Origin of the sequence: Shigella sp. FC1661, from assembly GCF_001712525.1 — a bacterium.
Classification (GTDB): Bacteria; Pseudomonadota; Gammaproteobacteria; order Enterobacterales; family Enterobacteriaceae; genus Escherichia; species Escherichia coli.
In genome coordinates this window covers 16039-41947 of sequence record NZ_MDGW01000578.1, presented here as the reverse complement: position 1 = coordinate 41947, position 25909 = coordinate 16039, and the positions used below count along the sequence as shown (strand labels likewise).

Genomic DNA, 25909 nt, shown 5'->3' with positions numbered 1-25909 from the left:
AACCGAAGAACACGGCGGTGCGGAGTCCGGAGAGTAACGGAATAGCAGAGAGCTTCGTGAAAACGATAAAGCGTGACTACATCAGTATCATGCCCAAACCAGACGGGTTAACGGCAGCAAAGAACCTTGCAGAGGCGTTCGAGCATTATAACGAATGGCATCCGCATAGTGCGCTGGGTTATCGCTCGCCACGGGAATATCTGCGGCAGCGGGCTTGTAATGGGTTAAGTGATAACAGATGTCTGGAAATATAGGGGCAAATCCAGGCACTCATTCCACCATGCATTCCGATTAATCCCGCATAGCCAGTTGAACTTTGCTACTCTGTGAGAGGTAGTACCTTCTATCCAGTGCGGATTTAATTAATGGAATAAATGATTATGAGTGAAAATGATACAACCCCAAAGAAGTCTACAAGCCAGGTTAACAAAGCGGTATTCTTTACATCTGCTTTGCTAATTTTCCTTCTTGTCGCCTTTGCCGCCGTATTCCCGGATGTCGCCGACAAAAATTTTAAACTACTTCAGCAACAAATCTTCACGAATGCCAGCTGGTTCTACATACTTGCTGTGGCCCTGATTTTACTGAGCGTCACGTTCCTTGGACTCTCACGTTACGGTGATATAAAGCTGGGCCCAGACCATGCGCAGCCTGATTTCAGCTACCACTCCTGGTTCGCGATGCTTTTTTCGGCAGGGATGGGGATCGGCCTGATGTTCTTTGGCGTTGCCGAACCTGTGATGCATTATCTTTCGCCACCTGTCGGCACTCCAGAGACCGTTGCGGCAGCGAAGGAAGCCATGCGCCTGACGTTCTTCCACTGGGGTCTGCACGCATGGGCAATTTATGCCATCGTGGCGCTGATTCTGGCCTTTTTCAGTTACCGTCACGGTCTGCCTTTAACGCTGCGTTCTGCGCTCTATCCCATTATCGGCGATCGCATTTACGGGCCTATAGGCCACGCGGTTGATATCTTCGCCGTGATAGGCACTGTCTTTGGCGTTGCAACATCGCTGGGTTACGGTGTATTGCAGGTGAATGCCGGTTTGAACCATCTTTTCGGCGTGCCCATCAATGAAACGGTACAGGTCATTTTGATCGTGGTCATCACGGGGTTAGCGACGATTTCGGTGGTGTCCGGCCTGGACAAGGGAATACGCATCCTGTCTGAGCTTAATCTGGGCCTGGCGGTGTTGCTCCTGGCGCTGGTCTTGTGCCTGGGTCCCACTGTGCTTCTGCTGAAGTCATTTGTGGAAAATACGGGTGGTTATCTGTCGGAACTGGTGAGTAAAACGTTCAACCTTTACGCGTATGAACCCAAGTCGAGCAACTGGCTGGGGGGCTGGACATTATTATACTGGGGATGGTGGCTTTCATGGTCGCCGTTTGTAGGTATGTTCATTGCACGCGTTTCCCGCGGCAGGACAATTCGTGAGTTCGTGACTGGCGTGTTGTTTGTTCCCGCCGGCTTTACGCTCATGTGGATGACGGTGTTTGGAAACAGCGCCATCTATCTCATCATGAACCAGGGCGCCACTGACCTCGCCAATACCGTTCAGCAGGATGTTGCGCTTGCCCTGTTTAATTTCCTGGAGCATTTCCCGTTCTCTTCCGTGCTGTCATTCATTGCAATGGCGATGGTCATCGTCTTCTTTGTAACGTCTGCTGATTCGGGGGCAATGGTTGTGGATACTCTGGCATCAGGTGGGGTGGCAAACACGCCCGTCTGGCAGCGAATTTTCTGGGCATTGCTCATGGGCGTTGTTGCTATTGCCCTGCTGATCGCAGGGGGGCTGAGTGCGTTGCAAACCGTAACGATAGCGAGTGCATTGCCCTTCTCAGTTATCTTATTAATATCCATATACGGACTGTTAAAAGCCCTGCGTCGGGATTTGACCAAGCGTGAAAGCCTTAGCATGGCGACTATTGCTCCTACGGCTGCACGTAACCCAATTCCCTGGCAGAGAAGGTTACGCAATATCGCGTATTTGCCGAAGCGCTCTCTTGTGAAACGTTTTATGGACGACATTATCCAACCCGCCATGACGCTGGTTCAGGAGGAACTTAACAAGCAGGGAACGATAAGCCACATCAGTGACGCCGCCGAGGATCGTATTCGCCTTGAAGTCGATTTGGGCAACGAGCTGAATTATATATATGAAGTGAGGCTTCGCGGGTATAACTCACCGACCTTCGCGCTCGCTGCGCTGGATAATGATGAGCAGCAGAGTGAACAACATCGATATTATCGCGCTGAAGTCTATCTCAAAGAGGGCGGCCAAAATTATGATGTAATGGGCTGGAATCAGGAACAGCTGATTAATGACATACTGGACCAGTACGAAAAACACCTGCACTTCCTGCATCTGGTTCGTTAACAGCAACATGCCGCCACAGAGGCGGCATTTATTTATCCCGGCTGCAATATGAGGGAATGCAGAATGATTTCACGCTGGAAATGGATGCTGAAGCAGACATTTAAAAAACTATGGTTCAGGGCAACGTTATTCGCAATTGTCGCAATAATAACGGCCCTTTTATCAATTCTTTTTAAATCAATGATACCTGAGTCGGTTTCCGTGAAGGTTGGTGCGGAAGCAGTCGATAACATTCTGAACATACTGGCATCGAGTATGCTGGCAGTGACCACATTTTCGCTGAGCATCATGGTCACAGCCTACGGTTCAGCCACTACTAATGTGACTCCCAGAGCTACTCGTTTAGTTGTTGAAGACGTCACCACACAAAATGTACTGGCCACCTTCATCGGTTCTTTTCTCTTCAGTCTGGTAGGGATTATTGCCCTCAATATGGGAGCTTATGGAGAAAGGGGGAGAGTCATTTTATTCATTGTAACACTGGTTGTCATTGCCTTAATCCTCATCACATTGCTTCGCTGGATACAGCATTTGACCTCTCTGGGGAGGGTTGGTGAGACAACGGCAAAAGTAGAACAGGCGGCCATCGAAACATTTATTGCGAGAGCAAGAAATCCCTGTCTCGGCGGATATCCATGGCTTGAGAACAATGAACAGCCGAAAGGAACGGTTGCAGTTTATCCGAAAAAGATTGGCTATGTTGAATATGTTGATATGGTGAAACTCAGCAAGCTGCTGACCAATGATCCCCGTCATGTATACCTCGTGGCGCAGCCGGGCAGTTTCATACATCCGTCCACGCCAGTTTTGTACCTGAGTCAGGGCCAGGAGTCATCAATCAGCACCGATTTACTTGAGACGATTATTGTCTCGGATGTACGTTCATTTGCTCAGGACCCCCGATTTTGTCTTAGCGTCATGGCCGAAATAGCCTGCCGAGCCCTTTCCCCCGCAGTGAACGATCCTGGAACCGCCATTGATGTCATTGGCAGAGGTGTACGTATACTTTCCGCTTACGCGCAGAATAAATCTGATGAAATAGAAGTGAAATATCCTTCTGTACATGTTGCACCACTTCAGAATAACGATCTACTTGAAGACTTTTTCTCACCTGTTGCGCGCGATGGTGCCAGTATGAGGGAAATTCAGATAAGGGTCCTTAAAGGACTGTCGATGCTGAGTAAGGGTTGGCCTGGAATTTTTGCTGAAGCCGCACAAACCCTAGCATTTGAAACATTAGAGCATGCTACTCGTGCTGACCATATAGATTCTGACAGATATCTAATAAAATCAATTTATTATAATTTATTTAGTGGCGAAGATTCTAATAAAAAACCATAGTTGCGGAGCAAGCGATACGGTTGTTGGCAAGTCAAGGGCAAAGCATTCGCGTGAGAGTGGGCGTCTGCTTTGTGCCAACAGCGGACATTATAGATGGTATATGTAGAAAGTGAACATGCGTAGATTGTATGATTTAGCCGTCACTTAATTATTGGATAACTCACACAAGTATGACCGTTGCTTATCGCATACATTTGGTTTCCCTTAAGATTTACAAATGGAAATGTCGTATACTCATAATTTATAGAGGTCATATTAAATGTAAGGAATTTATCTTCAAGTTCTAATTTTGTAGAGTGGGCAGGGTATGTTCCTTCATTTTTCATTGTGATAATAAAACCGATAGGAAAAAAATGTAAAGCACAAATAAATGCCACATGTCCTTCGTTCATAAATGCTACACTTTGAGCGGATATGTGCATTCTGTGTGGGTAAAACCAGTAGTAAATATCATGAGTTTCCTCAAAACTTGAATTTTTACCCAAAACATAATCCTTTAAAGGTGTATAGAAGGGGCTATCTACGGGTTCTTTTTTACAATCTTCAACTGAAGTTGCTGATAGCACGTGCCCAATCATAGCCTTAGTGAAAGATATGCTATCAAAAGGTATTCTAATGAATGGATATACATTCATACCATTCATATATCGACTTAACTGTTCTTTAAAGGACTTTGTTACATTTTCAATTGCAACATCGAGCCCACCTAATACCTTATTGTTACAGTGGCTGCAAATGGTTCTGAAATAAGAGCCATTTTTAGCATTTAATGGTTTAACTGGTTCCTGAATACCAAAAAATTCGCTAACTGTTTTCTGCAAAACAGGGCCTAAGGTTATGGCGCACTTTGGAGGAACATGATCTTTTGTGAGCAAGCCATATTTCCCACAAATATTGCAATAACCTTCAGTAATGCCATTGTGCTTCCATCGTTCACTAATTTTCGTCATTTTTATTCCCTCAGTAGCATAAGCTATCTATACGTTTTTTAATCCTATCAAAGATACAACTTAACGTCAGGAAAATGATAGTGTTTATCTAAGTAATACAATTAACTTCAACGCGTGACAGTCTGCTTTTCGCTCAAAGCAGACTGTCAGATTTGATAGCGTTTTGGCTATGTAAATTGTCAGTCGGAAAATGAGTGAGTACAAACTAGGACAGGCGGGCGAATTGCCCGCCTTTTCTGTATCTGTTGTTTCATCCACTGACCAGACAGATCAAATAGCGTCTCATGCTCTGTACAACAGAAAATAGTTGCACCCATTAACCACGGAGTTAAACGGATGAGTGACTATCATCACGGCGTGCAGGTGCTGGAGATTAACGACGGCACCCGCGTCATTTCAACCGTATCCACCGCCATTGTCGGCATGGTCTGCACGGCCAGCGATGCGGATGCGGAAACCTTCCCCCTCAATAAACCGGTGCTGATTACCAATGTGCAGAGCGCAATTGCAAAGGCCGGTAAAAAAGGCACGCTGGCGGCATCGTTGCAGGCCATCGCTGACCAGTCAAAACCGGTCACCGTTGTTGTGCGCGTGGAAGACGGCACCGGCGACGACGAAGAAACGAAACTCGCGCAGACCGTTTCCAATATCATCGGCACCACCGACGAAAACGGTCAGTACACCGGACTGAAAGCCCTGCTGGCGGCGGAGTCGGTAACCGGTGTTAAACCGCGTATTCTCGGCGTACCGGGACTGGATACCAAAGAGGTGGCTGTTGCACTGGCATCAGTCTGTCAGAAGTTGCGCGCTTTCGGGTATATCAGCGCATGGGGCTGTAAAACCATTTCCGAGGTGAAAGCTTACCGCCAGAATTTCAGCCAGCGTGAGCTGATGGTCATCTGGCCGGATTTCCTCGCATGGGATACGGTCACCAGTACCACCGCCACCGCGTATGCTACCGCCCGTGCGCTGGGTCTGCGTGCCAAAATCGACCAGGAGCAGGGCTGGCATAAAACGCTGTCCAACGTCGGGGTGAACGGTGTTACCGGCATCAGCGCATCTGTATTCTGGGATTTGCAGGAGTCCGGCACCGATGCTGACCTGCTTAACGAGTCAGGCGTCACAACACTGATTCGCCGTGACGGTTTCCGCTTCTGGGGTAACCGTACCTGCTCTGATGACCCGCTGTTCCTCTTTGAAAACTACACCCGCACCGCACAGGTACTGGCCGACACGATGGCTGAGGCGCACATGTGGGCGGTGGACAAGCCCATCACCGCAACGCTGATTCGTGACATCGTTGACGGCATCAATGCCAAATTCCGTGAGCTGAAAACAAACGGCTATATCGTGGATGCGACCTGCTGGTTTAGCGAAGAATCCAACGATGCGGAAACCCTCAAGGCCGGAAAACTGTATATCGACTACGACTATACCCCGGTGCCTCCTCTTGAAAACCTGACCCTGCGCCAGCGTATCACCGATAAATACCTGGCAAATCTGGTCACCTCGGTTAACAGCAATTAAGGAGCCTGACCGATGGCAATGCCGCGCAAACTCAAGTTAATGAACGTCTTTCTGAACGGCTACAGCTATCAGGGCGTTGCAAAGTCCGTCACGCTGCCAAAACTGACCCGTAAGCTCGAAAACTATCGAGGTGCGGGGATGAACGGCAGCGCACCGGTAGACCTCGGCCTTGATGACGATGCGCTGTCAATGGAGTGGTCGCTCGGGGGCTTCCCGGATTCGGTTATCTGGGAGCTTTACGCCGCAACCGGTGTGGATGCCGTGCCGATTCGTTTTGCAGGCTCTTACCAGCGCGACGATACCGGCGAAACGGTGGCCGTCGAGGTGGTCATGCGTGGACGTCAGAAAGAAATCGACACCGGCGAGGGTAAACAGGGAGAAGACACCGAGTCGAAAATCTCCGTGGTCTGCACCTATTTCCGGCTGACGATGGACGGTAAGGAGCTGGTCGAAATCGACACCATCAACATGATTGAGAAGGTGAACGGCGTCGACCGGCTGGAGCAACACCGCCGCAATATCGGCCTGTGATTTTCATCCGGTCAGCCAGGCTGACCGGTTAACCCCCGATTCAGAAGTGAGAAAACCATGAACAAAGAAAATGTGATTACCCTGGACAATCCGGTCAAGCGTGGTGAGCAGGTCATCGAACAGGTCACGCTGATGAAACCCAGTGCCGGGACGCTGCGCGGTGTCAGTCTGGCTGCGGTCGCGAACTCTGAAGTCGATGCACTGATTAAGGTGCTGCCGCGCATGACGGCACCGATGCTGACCGAGCAGGAAGTCGCCGCGCTGGAACTGCCTGACCTTGTGGCGCTGGCCGGTAAGGTGGTCGGTTTTTTGTCGCCGAACTCGGTGCAGTGACGTTTCCGAAAAATCTCTCGGTCGATGACCTGATGGCGGATGTGGCAGTGATATTTCACTGGCCGCCATCAGAACTGTATCCCATGAGCCTGACCGAACTCATCACATGGCGCGAAAAGGCGCTCCGGCGAAGCGGAAACACGAATGAGTAACAATGTAAAATTACAGGTATTGCTCAGGGCTGTTGACCAGGCATCCCGCCCGTTTAAATCCATCCGCACAGCGAGCAAATCGCTGTCGGGGGATATCCGGGAAACACAAAAATCACTGCGCGAGCTGAACGGTCAGGCATCCCGTATTGAGGGATTCCGCAAGACCAGTGCACAGCTCGCCGTGACTGGTCATGCACTTGAAAAGGCACGGCAGGAGGCCGAAGCCCTTGCCACACAGTTTAAAAACACCGAACGTCCGACCCGTGCTCAGGCGAAAGTGCTGGAATCCGCAAAGCGTGCGGCGGAGGACTTACAGGCGAAATATAACCGCCTGACAGATTCCGTTAAACGCCAGCAGCGGGAACTGGCCGCTGTGGGAATTAATACCCGCAATCTTGCACATGATGAGCAGGGACTGAAAAACCGTATCAGTGAAACCACCGCACAGCTTAACCGTCAGCGCGACGCGCTGGCGCGTGTCAGTGCACAACAGGCAAAACTTAACGCAGTAAAACAGCGTTATCAGGCCGGAAAGGAACTGGCCGGAAATATGGCCTCGGTGGGCGCTGCCGGTGTGGGGATTGCGGCGGCGGGAACGATGGCCGGAGTTAAGCTGCTGATGCCCGGTTATGAGTTTGCGCAGAAAAACTCAGAATTGCAGGCCGTGCTCGGAGTGGTAAAAGACTCCGCCGAAATGGCTGCACTACGCAAGCAGGCGCGTCAGCTCGGCGACAATACCGCAGCCTCGGCAGATGATGCAGCTGGTGCGCAGATTATTATTGCGAAAGCCGGTGGGGATGTTGATGCCATTCAGGCGGCAACGCCGGTCACGCTGAATATGGCGCTGGCGAACCGTCGCACGATGGAAGAAAACGCCGCCCTGCTGATGGGGATGAAATCCGCCTTTCAGCTTTCAAACGATAAGGTCGCTCATATCGGGGATGTTCTCTCCATGACGATGAACAAAACCGCCGCCGATTTTGACGGCATGAGCGATGCGCTGACCTATGCCGCACCTGTGGCAAAAAATGCCGGTGTCAGCATTGAAGAAACCGCCGCAATGGTCGGGGCGCTGCATGATGCAAAAATCACAGGCTCAATGGCGGGAACGGGAAGCCGTGCCGTGTTAAGCCGCCTGCAGGCACCGACGGGAAAAGCATGGGATGCACTCAAAGAGCTTGGTGTGAAAACCTCAGACAGTAAGGGAAACACCCGACCAGTATTTACCATTCTGAAAGAAATGCAGGCCAGTTTTGAGAAAAACCGGCTCGGTACTGCCCAGCAGGCTGAATACATGAAAACCATTTTCGGGGAGGAGGCCAGTTCAGCCGCCGCCGTGCTGATGACTGCCGCCTCAACCGGAAAGCTGGACAAACTGACCGCTGCGTTTAAAGCCTCAGACGGAAAGACCGCAGAGCTGGTAAATATCATGCAGGACAACCTCGGCGGTGACTTTAAGGAGTTTCAGTCCGCTTATGAGGCGGTGGGGACTGACCTGTTTGACCAGCAGGAAGGCGCACTGCGTAAGCTCACGCAGACGGCCACAAAGTATGTGTTAAAACTCGACGGCTGGATCCAGAAAAACAAATCACTGGCGTCAACCATCGGCATCATTGTCGGTGGTGCACTGGCAATGATTGGTGTCATCGGTGCCATTGGCCTCGTAGCCTGGCCGGTTATCACCGGCATCAATGCCATCATCGCGGCAGCAGGCGCAATGGGGGCAATCTTCACGACGGTTGGCAGTGCTGTTATGACCGCCATTGGAGCGATTAGCTGGCCGGTTGTGGCCGTGGTGGCCGCCATTGTCGCCGGGGCGTTGCTTATCCGTAAATACTGGGAGCCTGTCAGCGCATTCTTTGGCGGTGTGGTGGAAGGGCTGAAAGCGGCATTTGCGCCGGTGGGGGAACTGTTCACGCCACTTAAGCCGGTGTTTGACTGGCTGGGCGAAAAGTTACAGGCCGCGTGGCAGTGGTTTAAAAACCTGATTGCCCCGGTTAAAGCCACACAGGACACCCTGAACCGTTGCCGTGACACGGGCGTCATGTTCGGGCAGGCACTGGCTGACGCGTTGATGCTGCCGCTTAATGCGTTCAACAAACTGCGCAGTGGTATTGACTGGGTACTGGAAAAACTCGGTGTTATTAACAAAGAGTCAGACACACTTGACCAGACCGCCGCAAGGACTAATGCCGCCACGTATGGCACCGGTGGTTATATTCCGGCGACCAGCTCTTATGCAGGCTATCAGGCTTATCAGCCGGTTACGGCACCGGCTGGCCGCTCTTATGTGGACCAGAGTAAAAACGAATATCACATCAGCCTGACGGGTGGTACTGCGCCGGGGACACAGCCTGACCGCCAGTTACAGGATGCGCTCGAAAAATACGAGCGGGATAAACGTGCGCGCGCCCGTGCCAGCATGATGCATGACGGTTAAGGAGGTGACGAAAAATGATGCTCGCGTTAGGTATGTTTGTTTTTATGCGCCAGACGCTGCCACACCAGACCATGCAGCGCGAATCAGATTATCGCTGGCCGTCAAATCCCCGTATCGGTAAACGGGATGCCTTTCAGTTTCTCGGTGTGGGTGAGGAAAACATGACGCTTGCCGGCGTGCTTTATCCCGAACTGACCGGCGGGAAGCTGACGATGACCACGCTCAGGCTGATGGCAGAGGAAGGCCGGGCGTGGCCGTTGCTGGATGGCACCGGCATGATTTACGGCATGTATGTCATCAGCAGGGTGAGTGAAACAGGGAGTATTTTCTTTGCAGACGGCACACCCCGGAAAATTGATTTTACGTTGTCGCTCACCCGCGTGGATGAATCACTGGCCGCGCTTTATGGCGATATCGGTAAACAGGCGGAATCGCTCATCGGTAAGGCTGGCAGTATGGCGACTAAATTCACGGGTATGACGGGGGCGGGATAATGCTGGACGCGCTGACATTTGATGCAGGTAGTACGCTGACGCCGGATTACATGCTGATGCTCGACAGCAGGGATATTACCGGCAATATCAGCGACCGTCTGATGAGCATGACCCTGACGGATAACCGGGGCTTTGAGGCTGACCAGCTTGATATTGAACTGAACGATGCCGACGGGCAGGTCGGGCTGCCGGTTCGTGGCGCTGTCCTGACGGTGTATATCGGCTGGAAAGGTTTTGCCCTGGTATGCAAAGGGAAATTCACCGTTGATGAGGTTGAACACCGGGGCGCGCCGGATGTGGTCACCATCCGCGCCCGGAGTGCAGATTTCCGCGGGACGCTCAATTCCCGCCGTGAAGGCTCCTGGCATGACACCACGCTCGGTGCGATTGTTGAGGCGATAGCCTCCCGTAACAGGCTGGAAGCCAGTGTCGCTCCGTCACTGGCCGGAATTAAAATCCCGCACATCGACCAGTCGCAGGAGTCTGATGCGAAATTCCTGACCCGTCTTGCAGAACGCAACGGCGGTGAGGTCTCGGTAAAAATGGGAAAACTGTTGTTTCTCAAAGCGGGGCAGGGGGTGACGGCCAGTGGTAAAAAAATCCCGCAGGTCACCATAACCCGCAGCGACGGCGACCGCCATCATTTTGCGATTGCTGACCGTGGAGCCTATACCGGCGTAACAGCAAAGTGGTTACACACCAAAGACCCGAAGCCACAAAAGCAGAAGGTAAAACTGAAACGCAAAAAGAAAGAGAAACACCTGCGCGCACTGGAGCACCCGAAAGCGAAACCGGTCACGCAGAAGAAAACGCCAAAAGTACCGGAAGCGCGCGAAGGTGAATACATGGCAGGTGAGGCTGACAACGTTTTTGCCCTGACCACGGTATATGCCACGAAAGCGCAGGCCATGCGCGCCGCTCAGGCGAAGTGGGATAAGCTGCAACGGGGCGTTGCGGAGTTTTCCATCAGTCTGGCTACTGGTCGGGCAGATATTTACACGGAAACGCCGGTCAAAGTATCAGGCTTTAAGCGCGTCATAGACGAGCAGGACTGGACAATCACTAAGGTGACACATTTTCTGAATAATAGCGGCTTCACGACGTCCTTAGAGCTTGAGGTCAGGCTTTCTGATGTGGAGTACGAAACAGAAGATGATGAGTGATGTTTTGTTTTATCTGTTTGTTTTATAAGGGTAAATTAACTAAAATGGCACCATCAACAAAACCGGAAGAGGTGCTCGCGATGTTTCATTGTCCTTTATGCCAGCATGCCGCACATGCGCGTACAAGTCGCTATATCACTGACACGACAAAAGAGCGTTATCACCAGTGTCAGAACGTGAATTGCAGCGCCACGTTCATCACTTATGAGTCGGTACAGAGATACATCGTGAAGCCGGGAGAAGTCCACGCAGTAAGGCCGCACCCGTTGCCGTCAGGGCAGCAAATTATGTGGATGTAATTAGAAACAGGAAGCCCCTCAGTCGAGGGGCTTTTTTTGTCGATGTGGTCAATGTGTGGACGTGACCAGAAATAAATCCTTTTATTTCAATTTGTTGTACGTAAAAAATAAGCCCGTGTAAGGGAGATTACACAGGCTAAGGAGGTGGTTCCTGGTACAGCTAGCATTTTATGGGTTATGTTTTTCAGCGAAACGGATGATAACCTTAATAAATGCAGCTGTATGTGATCGGTTTCTAAGAATTTTCCATCCGGGAAAAATAATCGAAATTAATCACTTACCGTGGGGATTACGCGTGGTTTCCCCGGAGAAATTACGCATCAGCAGCGCGTAATTGAGCTCAAGATCCTGCGGGACCGGGAGCCACACAGTATAACCATCGCCTGGTGCTATCGGCATAGCTTCGCCTTTGGCGTTTTCCATGTGCTCAAGGGTAAAATTAATGTTGCCTTGCGGCGTCATCAGCTCAAGGCTGTCGCCAACGGAGAATTTATTTTTCACCGCTACCGCCGCGAGGTCCCCCTTGCGCTCACCGGTAAACTCACCAACAAACTGCTGGCGGTCAGAAACTGAATAACCGTATTCGTAGTTCTGATAATCGTCGTGAGTATGACGACGCAGGAAACCTTCGGTATAGCCACGATGCGCCAGACCTTCCAGAGTTTCCAGCAGGCTGGTATCGAACGGTTTTCCCGCAGCGGCGTCATCGATAGCTTTGCGGTAAACCTGTGCGGTGCGTGCACAATAGTAGAAAGATTTGGTACGACCTTCGATTTTCAGCGAATGCACGCCCATTTTGGTCAGGCGTTCTACATGGGCGATGGCGCGCAGATCTTTCGAGTTCATGATGTAAGTGCCGTGCTCATCTTCAAACGCGGTCATATACTCGCCCGGACGCTGGGCCTCTTCGATCATAAACACTTTGTCGGTTGGTGCGCCGATACCCAGCGTCGGCTCAACATTTTGCACCGGAATCGGCTCGTACTTGTGTACGATGTTGCCAACATCATCTTCTTTCCCTTCCTGGACGTTGTACTCCCAGCGGCAGGCGTTGGTGCAGGTGCCCTGGTTCGGGTCGCGCTTGTTGATATAGCCAGAGAGCAGGCAGCGACCGGAGTAGGCCATGCACAGCGCGCCGTGAACGAAGATCTCGATCTCCATATCCGGCACCTGATTGCGGATCTCTTCAATCTCTTCCAGCGACAGCTCGCGAGAGAGGATCACGCGGGTCAGGCCCATTTGCTGCCAGAATTTCACCGTCGCCCAGTTCACGGCGTTAGCCTGCACCGAAAGGTGGATCGGCATTTCAGGGAAGTGCTCACGCACCAGCATAATCAGCCCTGGATCGGACATAATCAGCGCATCCGGCCCCATTTCCACCACCGGTTTCAGGTCACGGATAAAGGTTTTCAGCTTGGCGTTGTGCGGTGCAATGTTGACCACGACATAAAACTTTTTCCCCAGCGCGTGGGCTTCATTGATGCCGAGCTGAAGATTTTCGTGGTTGAATTCGTTGTTGCGCACACGCAGGGAATAACGCGGCTGGCCCGCATAAACAGCATCTGCGCCATAAGCGAAAGCGTAACGCATATTTTTCAGCGTTCCCGCCGGGGAAAGGAGTTCCGGTTTAAACATAATTCTCTCGTTCTGATGACAGGTCAGATCCGCTTCACCTGATGAAGCGGTTAGGGGAGTGCCCCCACTTTAAGTGGCGGGCATTGTAGCGCAATCGGCGGGTTTAGCTCCAGTGTAAATGTCTGGTGGCGTCCTGGTTTTGGTTAAGGATACGAATGACGATAATTTCCCCTGGTGATTGCAGGAAATAAATGACGTGGCGTTCAAAAGGAAGAACAAAAATACCTTCGCCTAATTCAGGTCTGGGCGTACCTATATTATTGTTACTCAGAATCTGGAGAACGTCTGAAAGATGTTCCACATATCTGTCGGCTTGTGGTTCGCCGAAATGGTGATAGCTGTAATACCAGATGCCTTCTAAATCCTCATTGGCTTTTGGCATGAGTTTAATAATACGCACATTATTTCCTTATCCCTGCTTTCACCTTCCGTAAGAACGCGTCCTTTTCCCACGGCTGAGCTTCACCACTACTCAACCCTTCTGCGAGCATGTCACGTAACGCTTGCAGGCGAGACTCTGCTTGCTTTTCTCGAAGTAATCGCAGTGACTCACGGATCACTTCGCTTTGGGTGCGATAGTCGCCGGATTCAATTAAGGACTCGATAAATTCACGCAACTCATCGCCGAGATCAACCGTCATCGTTCTGGCCATTTTACGCCCGCCTGTAAGTAAAAATCTTACATCAGTGTATGTCATAAACCGGATAGCGTCACGAAAGTATTAGAAGATATTTTGGCACATGAACATGTTCAGGAGGATAAGTATGGGATGGTAAACAAAGAAAGCACAACGAGTGCTCGTCAGTGCCCACTATTTTAATGGCGGCGGTTACTCTTAATTATTAATAACTAAGCGTTATTTGGATATAAAGCCGGACGCCAACAACCCACGCCCGGCATCGTAATTACGTATTGTCTTTCACCGTCTGGCTTGTGCCATTGGCTTTAACGGAGGCAATTCCGGTTTCACGAGATTGCGCGGTGGCGTACATCTGGCTGGAGCCGATAATTTGATGATTAGCGGCTTTCAGATTGAAATAGAATTTGCCGTTACTTGCCGTTTTTTTCTCATAGCGTTCTTCTTGCGGGCTGTTGCTACGCACCGACGCGATGCCCTTTTCCGCAGAGGCTTTTGAGGTATACAGCTCGCTGGTGAGGATAGTCTCACCATTGCCCGCTTTTAGCACAAACCGGAACTGATTATCACTGCTCTTACTGAGTTCAAACCAACCAGCCATAATGACTCCTTGATTGAAATTGTGTATCGAAAACAGCATCTAAAGGTGCTGTTTACCGATTAAAGTATGAGCGATTTTCTGATGCCTGCCAGGGCGGAGAGATAATGTCAGTTTGCTGACCATGCGTGGGATAATGTGGCCGGATCGGGTCTGAACGCCATCTCCGGCTAACAAAATAATGTCGCTAAAACTAAACGATGCGGCAGGCGTCGGCTTCCCAGCGGTAACCGACGCCGTAAACGGCGCGGATAAATGACTGTTCGGCGTCGAGAGATTCCAGCTTGCGGCGCAGGTTTTTAATGTGGCTGTCGATGGTGCGGTCGGTTACTACGCGGTAGTCGTCATAAAGATGATTGAGCAAATGCTCGCGGGAGAACACTTTTCCTGGTTCATGAGAGAGCGTTTTCAGCAGACGAAATTCCGCAGGCGTCAGGTCAAGCATTTTACCGCGCCATGAAGCCTGAAAACGACCTTCGTCGATAATCAACGGGCTTTCAGCATCCTGTTGCTGCAACTCGCGCTGCGGTTTGCAACGGCGCAAAATGGTTTTGACGCGCGCTACCACTTCCCGTGGGCTGTACGGCTTGCAGATGTAGTCATCTGCGCCAATCTCCAGCCCCAGCAGGCGATCGATCTCTTCGATTTTTGCCGTCACCATCACGATCGGAATGTCAGAAAAACGACGAATTTCCCGGCACAGCGTCAGGCCATCGGTGCCAGGGAGCATCAGATCTAACAGGATCAGATCCGGTGGTGTCTGGCGCACATACGGCAGTACCTGATCGCCGTGGCTGATAAGCGTCGGCGCATAGCTCGCAGCACGCAGATAATCAATGAGCAACTGCCCCAGCTTCGGTTCATCTTCCACGATCAAAATACGCGGTGTGTTTTCGTCGATTGGTAACTCGGTCATACTTCTCTCTGTAAATCCCGTTCCAGCGGTAACTCTACTGTAATGCTTACCCCGCCAAAAGGCGAATGGGCAGCAATAATGCGACCATTATGTGCTTCAACAATGTTCAGGCAAATCGCCAGCCCCAGCCCGGAACCGCCGCTGGCACGGTTGCGGGAACCTTCGGTGCGATAAAAACGTTCAAACAATTTTTGTAGCTGATCGTCACTGACACCTGGCGCACTGTCGGCAAAGGTCAGGCGCACCGTTTTGTCGCGCTGCCCGGCAGAGATTTGCAGGCTGCCGCCGCTGTCAGTGTAGCGCAGGCTGTTTTCCAGTAAGTTATTGAATAACTGCATTAAACGGTCGCGATCGCCAAATACGGTAATACTGTCTGGCAGGGAAAATTGCAGTTTCAGGCCACGACTGGCGAATCGTTCGCGAAATGCGCCGCCCGCCACTTCCAGCAGTGGGATCAAATCTACCGGTGCTTTTTGATAGGCGAGAGCGCCTTCATCAGACATCGACAACTGATGGAGATCGTCAACCAGTTTGGTCAGTGTACCGACCTCCGCCTGTAAAGACGCCACCGTCTCCGGCGTGAATTTACGCACGCCATCCTGAATGGCTTCCAGTTCACCGCGCAGCACCGCTAATGGCGTACGCAGTTCGTGAGAAATATCGGCCATAAAATCGCGCCGCATTTGCTGGTTTTTCTCCAGTGTGCTGGCAAGCTGGTTGAAGTCTTGCGCCAGTTTGCCCAGTTCATCTTCACTGGTGGGCGTTACGCGGGTAGTGAAATCGCCCGCCGCCAGTTTGTGCGTGCCATCGACAAGTCGTTTTACCGGTGCCAGTAAACCGCGCGCCAGCAGAAAAGTGGCAAGTGCCGCGAGTAACGTTGCCAGGGCGACAATCAACCAGCTGGTTTGCCGCTGTTGTTTATCGAAATTGATATCAGTATTGCGCGTTAACCGCTCAACGGGGGAGGCGATCACCGCGCCAACTTCCGCACCGTTGACCAGAATGGGTCGCCGTGTACCGTCAGGTGGAATCGGCGCTCGCGGACCAACCAGCACTTTGTTGTTTTGATCAACCACCCAGAACTGGGTACGCCAGCCGTGCGGTGGCATACCCGGGCCGGGTTTATCTTCCGAATTATCGTGTTCAAATGAACGCAGGATCTGAAAGACAAAGCGATCATTGTTGCGCAGGAAGCGCCAGTTGCCATGCTGCGCATACTGCTCGCCAAGCGCATCACTTAACAGTTGTAATCGCTGTTCATTACCATGCTTGATGTAATCAATAAAGCCACGCTCAAAACTGATACGCACCGCCCAGTGCATACTGATCAGCAAGACAATGCAGGTGGCGAAAATCGCCAGAAACAGTTTGCCGGTAATACCGGGTCGCCAGAACTTCATTGCGCGCTCCTTTTCGCCGCGAAATAGCTACATTTTGATGCGTATCGTTCGGCACTCTGGCAAAGATGAACGCCGGAAGGGCGATGATCAACGCCATGCTAAGCCAGGTGTACATAAAGACGGTTTGTGTGGTGCCGCTGTCGACGCTGACATGCTGTGAACCAAAAAGTCCCAGCAACAGCCCGGCGATAGTGACGCCGATACTCATCGACAATTGCATAATCATCGACAGCAGGCTGTTTCCGCTGCTCGCCAGATTGTCCGGGAGATCTTTCAGCGTCAGGGTGTTCATGGAGGAGAAACGCGTCGAGTTGACCATCCCTTGTAAAAACAGGACGAACGGCAAAACGTAGTACCAGCCCAGCAGGGCGGTAGTCATAAACAACAGGGTGACCAGCGACAGGCCAAGCGTGGTTGCCACCAGTACCCGACGATAGCCAAAGCGATTCACCACCTGTACCACAATTCGCTTCATCCCCATGCTGCCGAGCACCATCGGGATCATCATCAGTCCGGCATGAAAAGGCGAGAAACCGAGGCCAATTTGCAGGAAAACCGGTGTCATAAAGGGCAACATGCCACTGCCAATACGTCCGGCAAAGCTCCCCGCCAGGCCCAGCGAAAAGGTACGAGTACGGAACAGTTTCAGACTGAACAGGGCACGGTTGTTATTTCTGGCATGCAGCAGATAAAGCACCAGTGCCACCACGCCAACTGCGACCAGGCCTGCAATCGTCAGCGGCGATAAACCTGTACCTTTACTGCCGTCCAGCGCCAGGGTTAATACCGCCATGCCAACCGCCAGCAATAAAAATCCGGAGAGATCAAAGCGCCGCGTCTGCATGGTGTAGTTCGGCATTAACAGCAATGTGGCGATCGCACCGATAATCCCCACCGGAATGTTGATCAAAAAGATCCAGTGCCACGACGCGTACTCCACCAGCAGACCGCCGAGCGCCGGACCGAGCAGCGGACCGACCTGACCGGGTAACGTGACAAAGGTCATCGCCGCCATATATTGCTCGCGCGGTACGATTTTCATCACCGTCAATCTGCCGACCGGCACCATCATCGCGCCGCCAACGCCCTGTAACGCGCGTGCCAGCAACAGTTCGTTCAGCGTGCCGGAAAGCGCGCAAAACAGTGAACCGAGAGTAAACAGCACGATGGCGGTAAAGAAAATATTGCGCACGCCGACTTTGTCCGCCAGCCAGCCGCTGGCGGGCAGCATCACCGCCACGGTCAGCACATAAGAGACAATGACCATGTGCATATGCAACGGACTTTCCCCGAGGCTTTGCGCCATTGAGGGAAGGGCGGTGTTTACGATGGTGGTGTCCAGCGACTGCATAAAGAAGCCGAAAGCCACAATCCACAATTGCCAACGGGTGCTGTCGGGAAGATCTGTCATTTACTCGGTTACCGTTTGTTTAGGTTTACGCGAAAAACGCAGCCGCAGACGGTCGAAAAAGAGATACACCACCGGCGTGGTATACAGCGTAAGGAGCTGGCTCATTACCAGTCCGCCGACAATGGTGATCCCCAGGGGTTGCCGCAGCTCCGAGCCGTCACCGCCCGACAACACCAGCGGCAGCGCGTCAAACAGCGCCGCCAGGGTAGTCATCATAATCGGGCGAAAACGCAGCAGACAGGCCTGGAAAATAGCTTCCTGCGGCGTCAGGTTACCGTGCCGTTGGGCTTCAAGCGCAAAATCGACCATCATAATGGCGTTTTTCTTCACGATGCCGATTAATAGCATGATCCCTATCAGGGCGATTAGGCTGAACGGGGCATTGAACAGCTCCAGCGCCAGCAGCGCTCCAACGCCCGCCGAGGGCAGGGTGGAGAGGATCGTCAGCGGATGTACGTAACTCTCGTAAAGGATACCCAGCACGATATACACCGTGGCGATGGCGGCGATAATCAGGATCACCTGTGAGTTCATCGTCTCCTGGAACACCTGCGCCGTGCCGGCAAAACTGCCGCGCACCGTCGAAGGCACACCAAGCTGGGTCATTGCGCGATCGATCGCCGCACTGGCGTCCGAGAGCGATTTTCCGGTCGGCAGGTTGAACGAGATGGTCGAGGCTGCCGATAATCCCTGATGATTCACCGATAGTGGGGCATTCGCCGGTTGCCATTTAGCGAAATACGACAGCGGGATCGCTTTGCCTTCGTTATTAATGACGAACATTTTTTCCAGCGCGCTGATGTCCTGGGTATAGCGCGGATCCACTTCCATCACCACTTTATACTGGTTCATCGGCTGATAAATGGTCGAGATTTGCCGCTGACCGAAGGCGTTATTTAACAGGCTGTTGGCGGCCTGCACGTCGATTCCCAGCCGTGCCATGGTGTCGCGGTCGTAAACCAGATTCATCTCCGCGCCGTTATCCTGCTGATCGGAGTTCACGTCCGCCAGTTCCGGCAACGTCGCCAGTTTTTTGCGGATTTTTGGCTCCCATTCGCGCAGTGCCGCCAGGTCGTCGGATAACAACGTGTACTGGTAGCTGGCGTTCGACTGACGCCCACCAACGCGAATATCCTGTACCGCCATCAGGAACAGATTCGCCCCCGGTTCTTTCGCCAGTTTTGCGCGCAGACGGTCGATAATTTGCTGCGCCGTTTCGCTGCGTTCGTCGCGTGGCTTGAGGGTGATAAACATCATCCCGCTGTTCACTCGCGAACCGCCTGTAAAGCCGGTGACATTATCCACTGCCGGATCGTCACGGATAATTTTCATGAAATCCTGCAACTTACCGCGCATCGCCTGAAACGAAATACTCTGATCCGCCTGAATCCCGCCCATCAACACGCCAGTGTCCTGCTCCGGGAAGAAGGTTTTCGGGATCGAGATATACAGCCAGATATTCAGCGCAATGGTGCCAAGCAGCACCACGCCCACCAGACGGGTATGATTGAGCACCCATTTCAGCGACTTGCCATAGCCTTGTTGCAGGGCTACCAACATGCGGCCAAAACCACGCAGTCGCTTTTGCTCGCGCGGCTTGCTGGCTTTCAGCATCCAGCCACACATCATTGGCGTTAGCGTCAGGGAAACCAGCAACGAAATACCAATGGCGACAGAAAGCGTCACGGCAAACTCGCGTAACAGTCGGCCCGGCAATCCGCCCATCAACAGCAGCGGCAGGAACACCGCCACCAGTGACAGACTCATCGACAGCACCGTAAAACCGACTTCGCGAGTACCTTGCAGTGCGGCTTGCAACGGTTTCATTCCCGCTTCCAGATGACGTGCAATGTTTTCCAGCACCACGATGGCGTCATCCACCACGAAACCAGTAGCGATGGTGAGCGCCATTAACGAAAGGTTATTGAGACTGAATCCGCACAGGTACATCGCCGCAAACGTACCAATCAGCGAAACCGGCACCGCAACGGCGGGAATAATAGTGGCGCGACCCGAGCGCAGGAATAAAAACACCACCAGAATCACCAGCGCCACCGAGATAATCAGCGTTTGCTCGACTTCTTCCAGCGAGGCGCGAATGGTGGGGGAGCGATCCTGGGCAATTTGCAGATCAATCGCCGCCGGAATGGTTTCCTGCAACTCCGGTAATTTTGCCCGGATGCTGTCAACCGTCTGGATAATATTGGCTTCCGGCAGCTTGCGGATCATCAGCAAAATAGCCGGTTTGGCGTTGGTCATCCCGGCGTTGCGCACATCCTGCACTGAGTCGGTCACCGTCGCCACATCGCCCAGACGAACCGCGCCGCCGTTGTTGTAGTGAATAATCAACGGCTGATATTCAGCGGCGGTTTTTAGCTCATCATTGGTCTGGATCTGCCAGCGGTGAGTGCCATCTTCCAGTGCCCCCTGCGGTTTACGCACGTTGGCATTGCTGATGGCAGTGCGTACGTCATCCAGCGACACGCCCTGATTAAACAGCGCCTGCGGGTTCAGCCCGACGCGCACGGCGGGCAGCGAGCTGCCGCCGACATCGACATCACCGACACCGTCGATTTGCGAAATCGTCGGAGCCAGCTGCGTCGAGGCGAAATCGTACAATTCACCCTGCGAATAAGTATCGGAGGTTAGCGTGAGGATCATAATTGGCGCATCCGACGGGTTCGCTTTGCGATAAGTCGGGCGGCTGGGCATCCCACTGGGCAGCAGACTTTGTGCGGCGTTGATCGCCGCCTGCACATCACGCGCCGCACCGTTGATATCCCGGTCAAAATCAAACTGCAAAATAATACGCGTGCTGCCGAGCGAACTGCTGGAGGTCATTTCACTGACCCCGACAATGCGCCCAAGTGAACGCTCCAGCGGCGTGGCAACGGAAGACGCCATTGTCTCCGGCGACGCACCGGGCAGCGAGGCGCTGACCATAATCACCGGAAAATCGACCTGCGGCAGCGGGGCGACCGGCAGCATACGGAAGCCCAGTATGCCGCACAGGGTAATGGCGACCGACAGTAAAATCGTCGCCACCGGGCGGTAAATGAAGAGGGCAAAAAACTTCACTTACGCCTCCTCTTCATGACAGGCAAAGCGGCTTTTAGTCCACAATGCCAGGCGGTCGAACAGCAGATAAATCACTGGCGTGGTAAACAGCGTCAGTACCTGGCTGACAACCAGACCACCGACCATACCAATGCCTAACGGACGACGCAGTTCCGCGCCGACCCCGGTACTCAACATCAGCGGCAGCGCGCCAAGCAGAGCCGCCAGGGTGGTCATCAGGATCGGACGAAAACGCAGCAGACAAGCCTGGTAGATTGCATCGCGCGGCGACATGCCTTGCTCGCGCTCGGCAGCCAGCGCGAAGTCGATCATCATGATGGCGTTTTTCTTCACGATACCGATCAGCAAAATAATGCCGATAATCGCAATCACATCCAGTTCGCTACCGGCAATCATTAACGCCAGCAGTGCGCCAACACCTGCCGTGGGCAACGTCGAGAGAATGGTGATTGGATGAATAAAGCTCTCGTACAGAATGCCGAGCACGATATACATCGCCACCACCGCTGCGACAATCAGCCAGACAGTGCTGCCCAGCGCCGACTGGAAGGCGAGGGTGCAGCCCTGGAACTGCGTGGTGATATCCACCGGTAGATTCAGCGTCTTTTCAGTGTCCATAATCGCCTGCACCGCATCGCCCAGCGAATAATTATCCGGCACGTTAAAGGAGATGGTTGTTACCGGGAACTGATCCAGATGGTTGATGGAGAGCGGTGCAAAACGCTGCTCAATTTTGGCAATCGAACTTAGCGGAACCACGCCACCGTCGCTGCTGGTCAGGCGAATGGTACCCAGCGCCGCGAGGCCTGGGGTATTTTCGGTGTTGTGTTCCAGCACCACGCGATACTGGTTGGCTTGAGTATAAATAGTGGAAATCAGCCGCTGACCAAACGCGTTGTACAGGGCGTTATCGACATCTGCCATGCTGATCCCCAGACGGCTGGCGCTGTCACGATCAACATTGACATACGCCACCAGCCCTTTGTCCTGCCAGTCGCTGGAGACATCAGAAAGCTGTGGCAGTTGCTGGAGTTTTTCCATCAACTGTGGCACCCAGGTACTGAGCGCATCCAGTGACGTGGCCTGCAAGGTAAACTGGTACTGGGTGCGGCTGACCTGAGTATCGATGGTCAGGTCCTGCGTTGGTTGCAGGAAGAGATCGACGCCCGGCACTTTATCCACCGCCGTTTGCAGACGGGCGATGACTTTTTGCACCCGATCATCACGTTCATCCAGCGGTTTGAGGTTGATCTGCAAACGCGCACTGTTCAGCGACGGGTTAGTGCCATCAACGCCAACAAATGAGGTCAGACTTTGCACTGCCGGATCCTGCAAAATCACGTCCGCGACCTGGCGTTGCCGCTGGGCCATATTGGCAAAGGAGCTGGATTGCGGTGCCTGCAAAGTGCCCTGAATAATGCCGTTATCCTGTACCGGGAAGAAACCTTTCGGAATGAACACCCACAATAGAACGCTAAGCAGCAGCGTGCTGAGCGCCACGCTTAAGGTCAGCCACGGATGATTCAGCACTTTCGCCAGTCCACGACCATAGGCGGCGATTATCCTGTCGAACATTTTTTCCGAGGCACGGGAGAAGCGGTTCTGTTTACGCAACGACTCCTGGCTGAGCATCCGTGCGCACATCATCGGTGTCAGGGTTAGCGACACCACGGCTGAGATTAAAATCGCTACCGCCAGGGTAATAGCAAATTCGCGGAACAGTCGCCCGACGATATCGCCCATAAACAGCAGTGGGATCAACACCGCAATCAGCGAGAAGGTCAGCGAGATAATGGTAAAGCCGATTTCACCTGCGCCTTTGAGCGCCGCCGCCAACGGTTTTTCGCCTTTTTCGATATAGCGGGAAATATTTTCGATCACCACGATGGCGTCATCGACCACGAACCCGGTGGCGATAGTTAACGCCATCAGCGTCAGGTTATTGATTGAAAAATCGAGAAACACCATAACCGCGAAGGTGCCGATTAACGACAGCGGCACTGCGACGCCGGGAATGATGGTCGCCGGAATATTGCGCAAAAACAGGTAGATAATCATTACTACCAGCGCGATAGCCATCATCAATTCACACTGAGTATCGTCGACGGATGCGCGGATATTGGTGGTACGGTCAGAAAGTACCGTCACCTCCACCGATTTCGGCAAACTCTCGGTGAGCTGTGGCAGCATCTGCCGGATGCTGTCGGCGGTGGAGATAATGTTAGCACCGGGCTGGCGCTGAACATTCATCACAATGGCCTGTTCTTTGTTCGCCCATGCGCCGAGCCAGCTGTTTTCTACACCTTGCTCTACGGTTGCGACATCGCCCAGACGAATCGGCGCGCCGTTCTGGTAGGCGATAATCAACTGGCGATATTCTTCCGCAGATTGCATTTGGTCATTCGCGGAAAGCGTAACCGCGCGGGAAGGGCCGTCGAGGCTACCTTTTGCCGAGTTAACGTTAGCGCCGGTAATGGCGGTGCGCACGGTTTCGCTGGTCAGGCCGAGGGCGGCAATCGCCTGAGCGTTAAGTTTGACGCGAACAGCCGGACGCTGGCCGCCGGAAAGCGTCACCAGGCCGACGCCGGAAATCTGCGAGATTTTCTGCGCGACGCGGGTTTCCACCATATCTTCCACTTGCGTCATCGGCATGGCGGTTGAGGTAACGGCGAGCGTCATGATCGGCGGATCTGCCGGGTTCACTTTGCTGTAAACCGGCGGGTTAGGCAGATCGCTCGGCAACAAGTTGGTCGCAGCGTTAATCGCGGCCTGCACTTCCTGCTCGGCGACATCCAGCGGTAATGTTAGCTGGAACTGTAAGGTGATAACTGACGCACCGCCGGAACTTTGCGACGACATCTGTTTCAGGCCAGACATCTGCCCGAACTGGCGTTCGAGCGGCGCGGTAACGGCAGAGGTCATGACATCCGGGCTCGCACCTGGGTAGAGCGTGACCACCTGAATGGTCGGATAGTCCACTTCCGGCAGCGCCGAAACGGGCAGGGCGCGATAACCGATAATCCCGGCGAGTAAGATCGCCACCATCAGCAGCGTGGTGGCGACAGGACGCATAATAAACAGGCGCGACGGGCCGCCTGTGCTGCTCGGAGGTAACACCTGCATCAGGAGCGTGCTCCTTTTTTCGCGTATTCGCGGCTGGTGGCTTTCTCTTCCGGAGTGGTGGCGCTCTGGGCTTCCACCACTTCCACTTTCGCCCCTTCGGTCAGGCGATCAATGCCGTCTGTCACCACGCGATCGCCCGCAGAAATACCTGCACGGATCACCACTTTCTGACTGTCCTGAATGCCCGGCGTCACCAGATGTTTGCTGACCTTGTTTTCGCTATTCAGCACCCAGACAAAATGGCCTTCATTGCCCATTTGCAGGGCGGCTGTTGGGATCACTACGGCGTTTTGTTCGGTGTCGACTAACATGCGCGCGTTAACAAACTGATTGGGAAACAGCGCATCATCCTGATTATTAAAGCGTGCTTTCACTTTAATCGTACCGGTAGTGGCATCGATTTGGTTATCGAGACTTAACAGCGTGCCTTCACTTAATTTCTTCGAGTTGGTGCGATCCCAGGCTTCTACCACCAGCGGTTTCCCGGCTTTTTGCGCCTGCACGACGGTAGCGATATCGCTTTCCGGCAGGGTAAAGAGCAAATCGATAGGATGCGTCTGGGTGATCACCACGATCCCGGTGGTATCACCACTGGAGATTTGGTTACCAACATCAACCTGCTTGAGACCAACGCGACCATCGACTGGTGCGGTGATGCGGCTCCAGTCGAGTTGCAGCTGCGCGCTGGCGACGCTTGCTTCATCAGCCTTAATGGTGCCTTCGGTTTCACTGACCAGCGCCTGTTGGGCATCCAGCTCCTGGCGGGAGACGAGATTGGTTTTTGCCAGTTGCTGATAACGCGCCAGATCACGGCGGGCGTTGGTAAGCGTGGCTTTATCTTTTGCCAGTTGGCCCTGGGCTTGTGCTAATGCAACTTTGAACTGGCTGGGGTCAATTTCTGCCAGTAAATCGCCTGCTTTGACCTGCTGGCCTTCCTGGAAATGTAACGCCATCAGTTGACCATCCACGCGGCTGCGCACCGTAACAGTATTAGCGGCGGTAATGGTGCCAAGCCCGGTGAGGTAACGTGGAACTGCCTGTTCTACGGCGGTCGCCGCCTGAACCGGGGCTAATGGGCCGGAACGCATACCACGGCGACCACCCGCTGGCGATTGCTGCGCTTGTTTCGTCGCCCCTGGGGCTGCACTCTGGGAGTCATTGCGGCCTTGCCAGAACCAGAATGCGGCGATGGCGGCGATAACCACCACGATTACGATTACCCAACGGGATTTATAACTGCCTTTCATCGTTAAGAGTTTCTCTTCCTGAAACGTTTCGCGGAATGATACTAGTGTAGCCAGCCAATAAGGGAGAAAAATGGAGGAATTATGAAACACTATCGGGAATCGTCTGAATGGCGGGCACATTTGCGAGCACGCATCCAGTAATAACACAGGAAACTATTTTATCTACGCGTTAGCGATAGACTGCTTGCATGGCGAAAGGAGGTAAGCCGACGATTTCAGCGGGACGCTGAAACGGGAAAGCCCCTCCCGAGGAAG

At 52.9% G+C, this 25909-nt stretch carries 21 protein-coding genes and 1 pseudogene; 11 read left to right on the top strand and 11 right to left on the bottom strand.

Features of this window, described 5'->3' with window-relative positions:
* The 3 genes from BFF42_RS23490 to BFF42_RS23475 form a co-directional block, all read left to right on the top strand.
* Positions 1–254 (top strand): integrase core domain-containing protein (locus tag BFF42_RS23490; RefSeq protein WP_024167457.1); only part of this gene is annotated, 254 nt, incomplete at its 5' end.
* A gap of 126 nt (positions 255–380) precedes the next feature.
* Complete coding sequence (locus BFF42_RS23485; RefSeq protein ID WP_005032116.1) at positions 381–2378, top strand: BCCT family transporter; 1998 nt, start codon at positions 381–383, stop codon at positions 2376–2378.
* A gap of 63 nt (positions 2379–2441) precedes the next feature.
* The gene (locus tag BFF42_RS23475) at positions 2442–3719 is read left to right on the top strand and encodes a DUF2254 domain-containing protein (RefSeq protein ID WP_000625667.1); all 1278 of its coding nucleotides are present in this window, start codon (positions 2442–2444) and stop codon (positions 3717–3719) included.
* A 140-nt stretch (positions 3720–3859) separates the two neighbouring features.
* On the opposite strand, the gene BFF42_RS23470 is transcribed toward BFF42_RS23475, so the two are convergent.
* Complete coding sequence (locus BFF42_RS23470; protein WP_000161640.1) at positions 3860–4669, bottom strand: hypothetical protein; 810 nt, start codon at positions 4667–4669, stop codon at positions 3860–3862.
* A gap of 336 nt (positions 4670–5005) precedes the next feature.
* On the opposite strand from BFF42_RS23470, the gene BFF42_RS23465 reads away from it, so the two are divergent.
* The 8 genes from BFF42_RS23465 (at position 5006) to ogrK (ending at position 11608) form a co-directional block, all read left to right on the top strand.
* Positions 5006–6196 carry a phage tail sheath protein gene (locus BFF42_RS23465; RefSeq protein ID WP_001286716.1) on the top strand — a complete coding sequence of 397 codons (1191 nt, stop codon included), beginning with the start codon at positions 5006–5008 and terminating at the stop codon, positions 6194–6196.
* A 12-nt stretch (positions 6197–6208) separates the two neighbouring features.
* On the top strand, positions 6209–6727 hold the full coding sequence (locus BFF42_RS23460) for a phage major tail tube protein (protein WP_001251408.1): 519 nt from the start codon (positions 6209–6211) through the stop codon (positions 6725–6727).
* Between the two features lie 57 nt (positions 6728–6784).
* Positions 6785–7060, top strand: coding sequence for a phage tail assembly protein (locus tag BFF42_RS23455; protein ID WP_001031307.1), 276 nt, complete (start codon positions 6785–6787; stop codon positions 7058–7060).
* Complete coding sequence (locus BFF42_RS23450) at positions 7057–7212, top strand: GpE family phage tail protein (protein ID WP_000143830.1); 156 nt, start codon at positions 7057–7059, stop codon at positions 7210–7212. Before BFF42_RS23455 ends, BFF42_RS23450 begins: the two co-directional genes overlap by 4 nt.
* Positions 7205–9652 carry a phage tail tape measure protein gene (locus tag BFF42_RS23445; RefSeq protein WP_039059812.1) on the top strand — a complete coding sequence of 816 codons (2448 nt, stop codon included), beginning with the start codon at positions 7205–7207 and terminating at the stop codon, positions 9650–9652. The genes BFF42_RS23450 and BFF42_RS23445 overlap by 8 nt, the downstream gene beginning before the upstream one ends.
* 14 nt (positions 9653–9666) lie before the next feature.
* Positions 9667–10146, top strand: a complete 480-nt coding sequence (locus BFF42_RS23440; RefSeq protein ID WP_000978874.1) for a phage tail protein — start codon at positions 9667–9669, stop codon at positions 10144–10146.
* On the top strand, positions 10146–11309 hold the full coding sequence (locus tag BFF42_RS23435; protein WP_000882978.1) for a phage late control D family protein: 1164 nt from the start codon (positions 10146–10148) through the stop codon (positions 11307–11309). Before BFF42_RS23440 ends, BFF42_RS23435 begins: the two co-directional genes overlap by 1 nt.
* A gap of 80 nt (positions 11310–11389) precedes the next feature.
* Positions 11390–11608, top strand: a complete 219-nt coding sequence (gene ogrK / locus BFF42_RS23430; protein WP_000468308.1) for a prophage transcriptional regulator OgrK — start codon at positions 11390–11392, stop codon at positions 11606–11608.
* Between the two features lie 273 nt (positions 11609–11881).
* On the opposite strand, the gene trhP is transcribed toward ogrK, so the two are convergent.
* The 10 genes and pseudogenes from trhP to mdtA all read right to left on the bottom strand — a co-directional run bounded on the left by trhP (position 11882) and on the right by mdtA (position 25654).
* Positions 11882–13243: a prephenate-dependent tRNA uridine(34) hydroxylase TrhP gene (gene trhP / locus BFF42_RS23425; protein WP_000476011.1), complete on the bottom strand. Its 1362-nt coding sequence runs from the start codon at positions 13241–13243 to the stop codon at positions 11882–11884.
* A gap of 103 nt (positions 13244–13346) precedes the next feature.
* Positions 13347–13643 carry a type II toxin-antitoxin system RelE/ParE family toxin gene (locus BFF42_RS23420; protein WP_001220181.1) on the bottom strand — a complete coding sequence of 99 codons (297 nt, stop codon included), beginning with the start codon at positions 13641–13643 and terminating at the stop codon, positions 13347–13349.
* A 1-nt stretch (position 13644) separates the two neighbouring features.
* On the bottom strand, positions 13645–13941 hold the full coding sequence (locus BFF42_RS23415) for a type II toxin-antitoxin system ParD family antitoxin (RefSeq protein ID WP_001307279.1): 297 nt from the start codon (positions 13939–13941) through the stop codon (positions 13645–13647).
* A 208-nt stretch (positions 13942–14149) separates the two neighbouring features.
* On the bottom strand, positions 14150–14482 hold the full coding sequence (locus tag BFF42_RS23410) for a YegP family protein (RefSeq protein ID WP_000929408.1): 333 nt from the start codon (positions 14480–14482) through the stop codon (positions 14150–14152).
* Positions 14483–14672: 190 nt separating this feature from the next.
* On the bottom strand, positions 14673–15395 hold the full coding sequence (gene baeR, locus BFF42_RS23405; RefSeq protein ID WP_000137873.1) for an envelope stress response regulator BaeR: 723 nt from the start codon (positions 15393–15395) through the stop codon (positions 14673–14675).
* Positions 15392–16795: an envelope stress sensor histidine kinase BaeS gene (gene baeS / locus BFF42_RS23400; RefSeq protein WP_000675150.1), complete on the bottom strand. Its 1404-nt coding sequence runs from the start codon at positions 16793–16795 to the stop codon at positions 15392–15394. Before baeS ends, baeR begins: the two co-directional genes overlap by 4 nt.
* 10 nt (positions 16796–16805) lie before the next feature.
* A pseudogene (gene mdtD, locus BFF42_RS23395) lies at positions 16806–18206 on the bottom strand (multidrug transporter subunit MdtD); the annotation flags it as partial.
* On the bottom strand, positions 18207–21284 hold the full coding sequence (gene mdtC, locus BFF42_RS23390) for a multidrug efflux RND transporter permease subunit MdtC (protein WP_000667607.1): 3078 nt from the start codon (positions 21282–21284) through the stop codon (positions 18207–18209).
* Positions 21285–24407 (bottom strand): multidrug efflux RND transporter permease subunit MdtB, encoded by a 3123-nt coding sequence (gene mdtB, locus BFF42_RS23385; protein ID WP_039060131.1) that lies wholly within the window; start codon positions 24405–24407, stop codon positions 21285–21287. It lies immediately after the preceding gene.
* Complete coding sequence (gene mdtA, locus BFF42_RS23380) at positions 24407–25654, bottom strand: multidrug efflux RND transporter subunit MdtA (protein WP_000678969.1); 1248 nt, start codon at positions 25652–25654, stop codon at positions 24407–24409. The genes mdtB and mdtA overlap by 1 nt, the downstream gene beginning before the upstream one ends.
* Between the last annotated feature and the right edge of the window lie 255 nt (positions 25655–25909).

What these genes read in the sequence shown, in the direction of transcription:
- trhP (WP_000476011.1), bottom strand. Translation starts at nt 13,243, where the DNA reads ATGTTTAAACCGGAACTCCTTTCCCCGGCGGGAACGCTGAAAAATATG.
- baeS (WP_000675150.1), bottom strand. Translation starts at nt 16,795, where the DNA reads ATGAAGTTCTGGCGACCCGGTATTACCGGCAAACTGTTTCTGGCGATT.
- BFF42_RS23465 (WP_001286716.1), top strand. Translation starts at nt 5,006, where the DNA reads ATGAGTGACTATCATCACGGCGTGCAGGTGCTGGAGATTAACGACGGC.
- BFF42_RS23470 (WP_000161640.1), bottom strand. Translation starts at nt 4,669, where the DNA reads ATGACGAAAATTAGTGAACGATGGAAGCACAATGGCATTACTGAAGGT.
- BFF42_RS23455 (WP_001031307.1), top strand. Translation starts at nt 6,785, where the DNA reads ATGAACAAAGAAAATGTGATTACCCTGGACAATCCGGTCAAGCGTGGT.
- BFF42_RS23485 (WP_005032116.1), top strand. Translation starts at nt 381, where the DNA reads ATGAGTGAAAATGATACAACCCCAAAGAAGTCTACAAGCCAGGTTAAC.
- BFF42_RS23460 (WP_001251408.1), top strand. Translation starts at nt 6,209, where the DNA reads ATGGCAATGCCGCGCAAACTCAAGTTAATGAACGTCTTTCTGAACGGC.
- mdtA (WP_000678969.1), bottom strand. Translation starts at nt 25,654, where the DNA reads ATGAAAGGCAGTTATAAATCCCGTTGGGTAATCGTAATCGTGGTGGTT.
- mdtB (WP_039060131.1), bottom strand. Translation starts at nt 24,407, where the DNA reads ATGCAGGTGTTACCTCCGAGCAGCACAGGCGGCCCGTCGCGCCTGTTT.
- BFF42_RS23435 (WP_000882978.1), top strand. Translation starts at nt 10,146, where the DNA reads ATGCTGGACGCGCTGACATTTGATGCAGGTAGTACGCTGACGCCGGAT.
- baeR (WP_000137873.1), bottom strand. Translation starts at nt 15,395, where the DNA reads ATGACCGAGTTACCAATCGACGAAAACACACCGCGTATTTTGATCGTG.
- BFF42_RS23415 (WP_001307279.1), bottom strand. Translation starts at nt 13,941, where the DNA reads ATGACATACACTGATGTAAGATTTTTACTTACAGGCGGGCGTAAAATG.
- ogrK (WP_000468308.1), top strand. Translation starts at nt 11,390, where the DNA reads ATGTTTCATTGTCCTTTATGCCAGCATGCCGCACATGCGCGTACAAGT.
- BFF42_RS23410 (WP_000929408.1), bottom strand. Translation starts at nt 14,482, where the DNA reads ATGGCTGGTTGGTTTGAACTCAGTAAGAGCAGTGATAATCAGTTCCGG.
- BFF42_RS23445 (WP_039059812.1), top strand. Translation starts at nt 7,205, where the DNA reads ATGAGTAACAATGTAAAATTACAGGTATTGCTCAGGGCTGTTGACCAG.
- BFF42_RS23475 (WP_000625667.1), top strand. Translation starts at nt 2,442, where the DNA reads ATGATTTCACGCTGGAAATGGATGCTGAAGCAGACATTTAAAAAACTA.
- BFF42_RS23440 (WP_000978874.1), top strand. Translation starts at nt 9,667, where the DNA reads ATGATGCTCGCGTTAGGTATGTTTGTTTTTATGCGCCAGACGCTGCCA.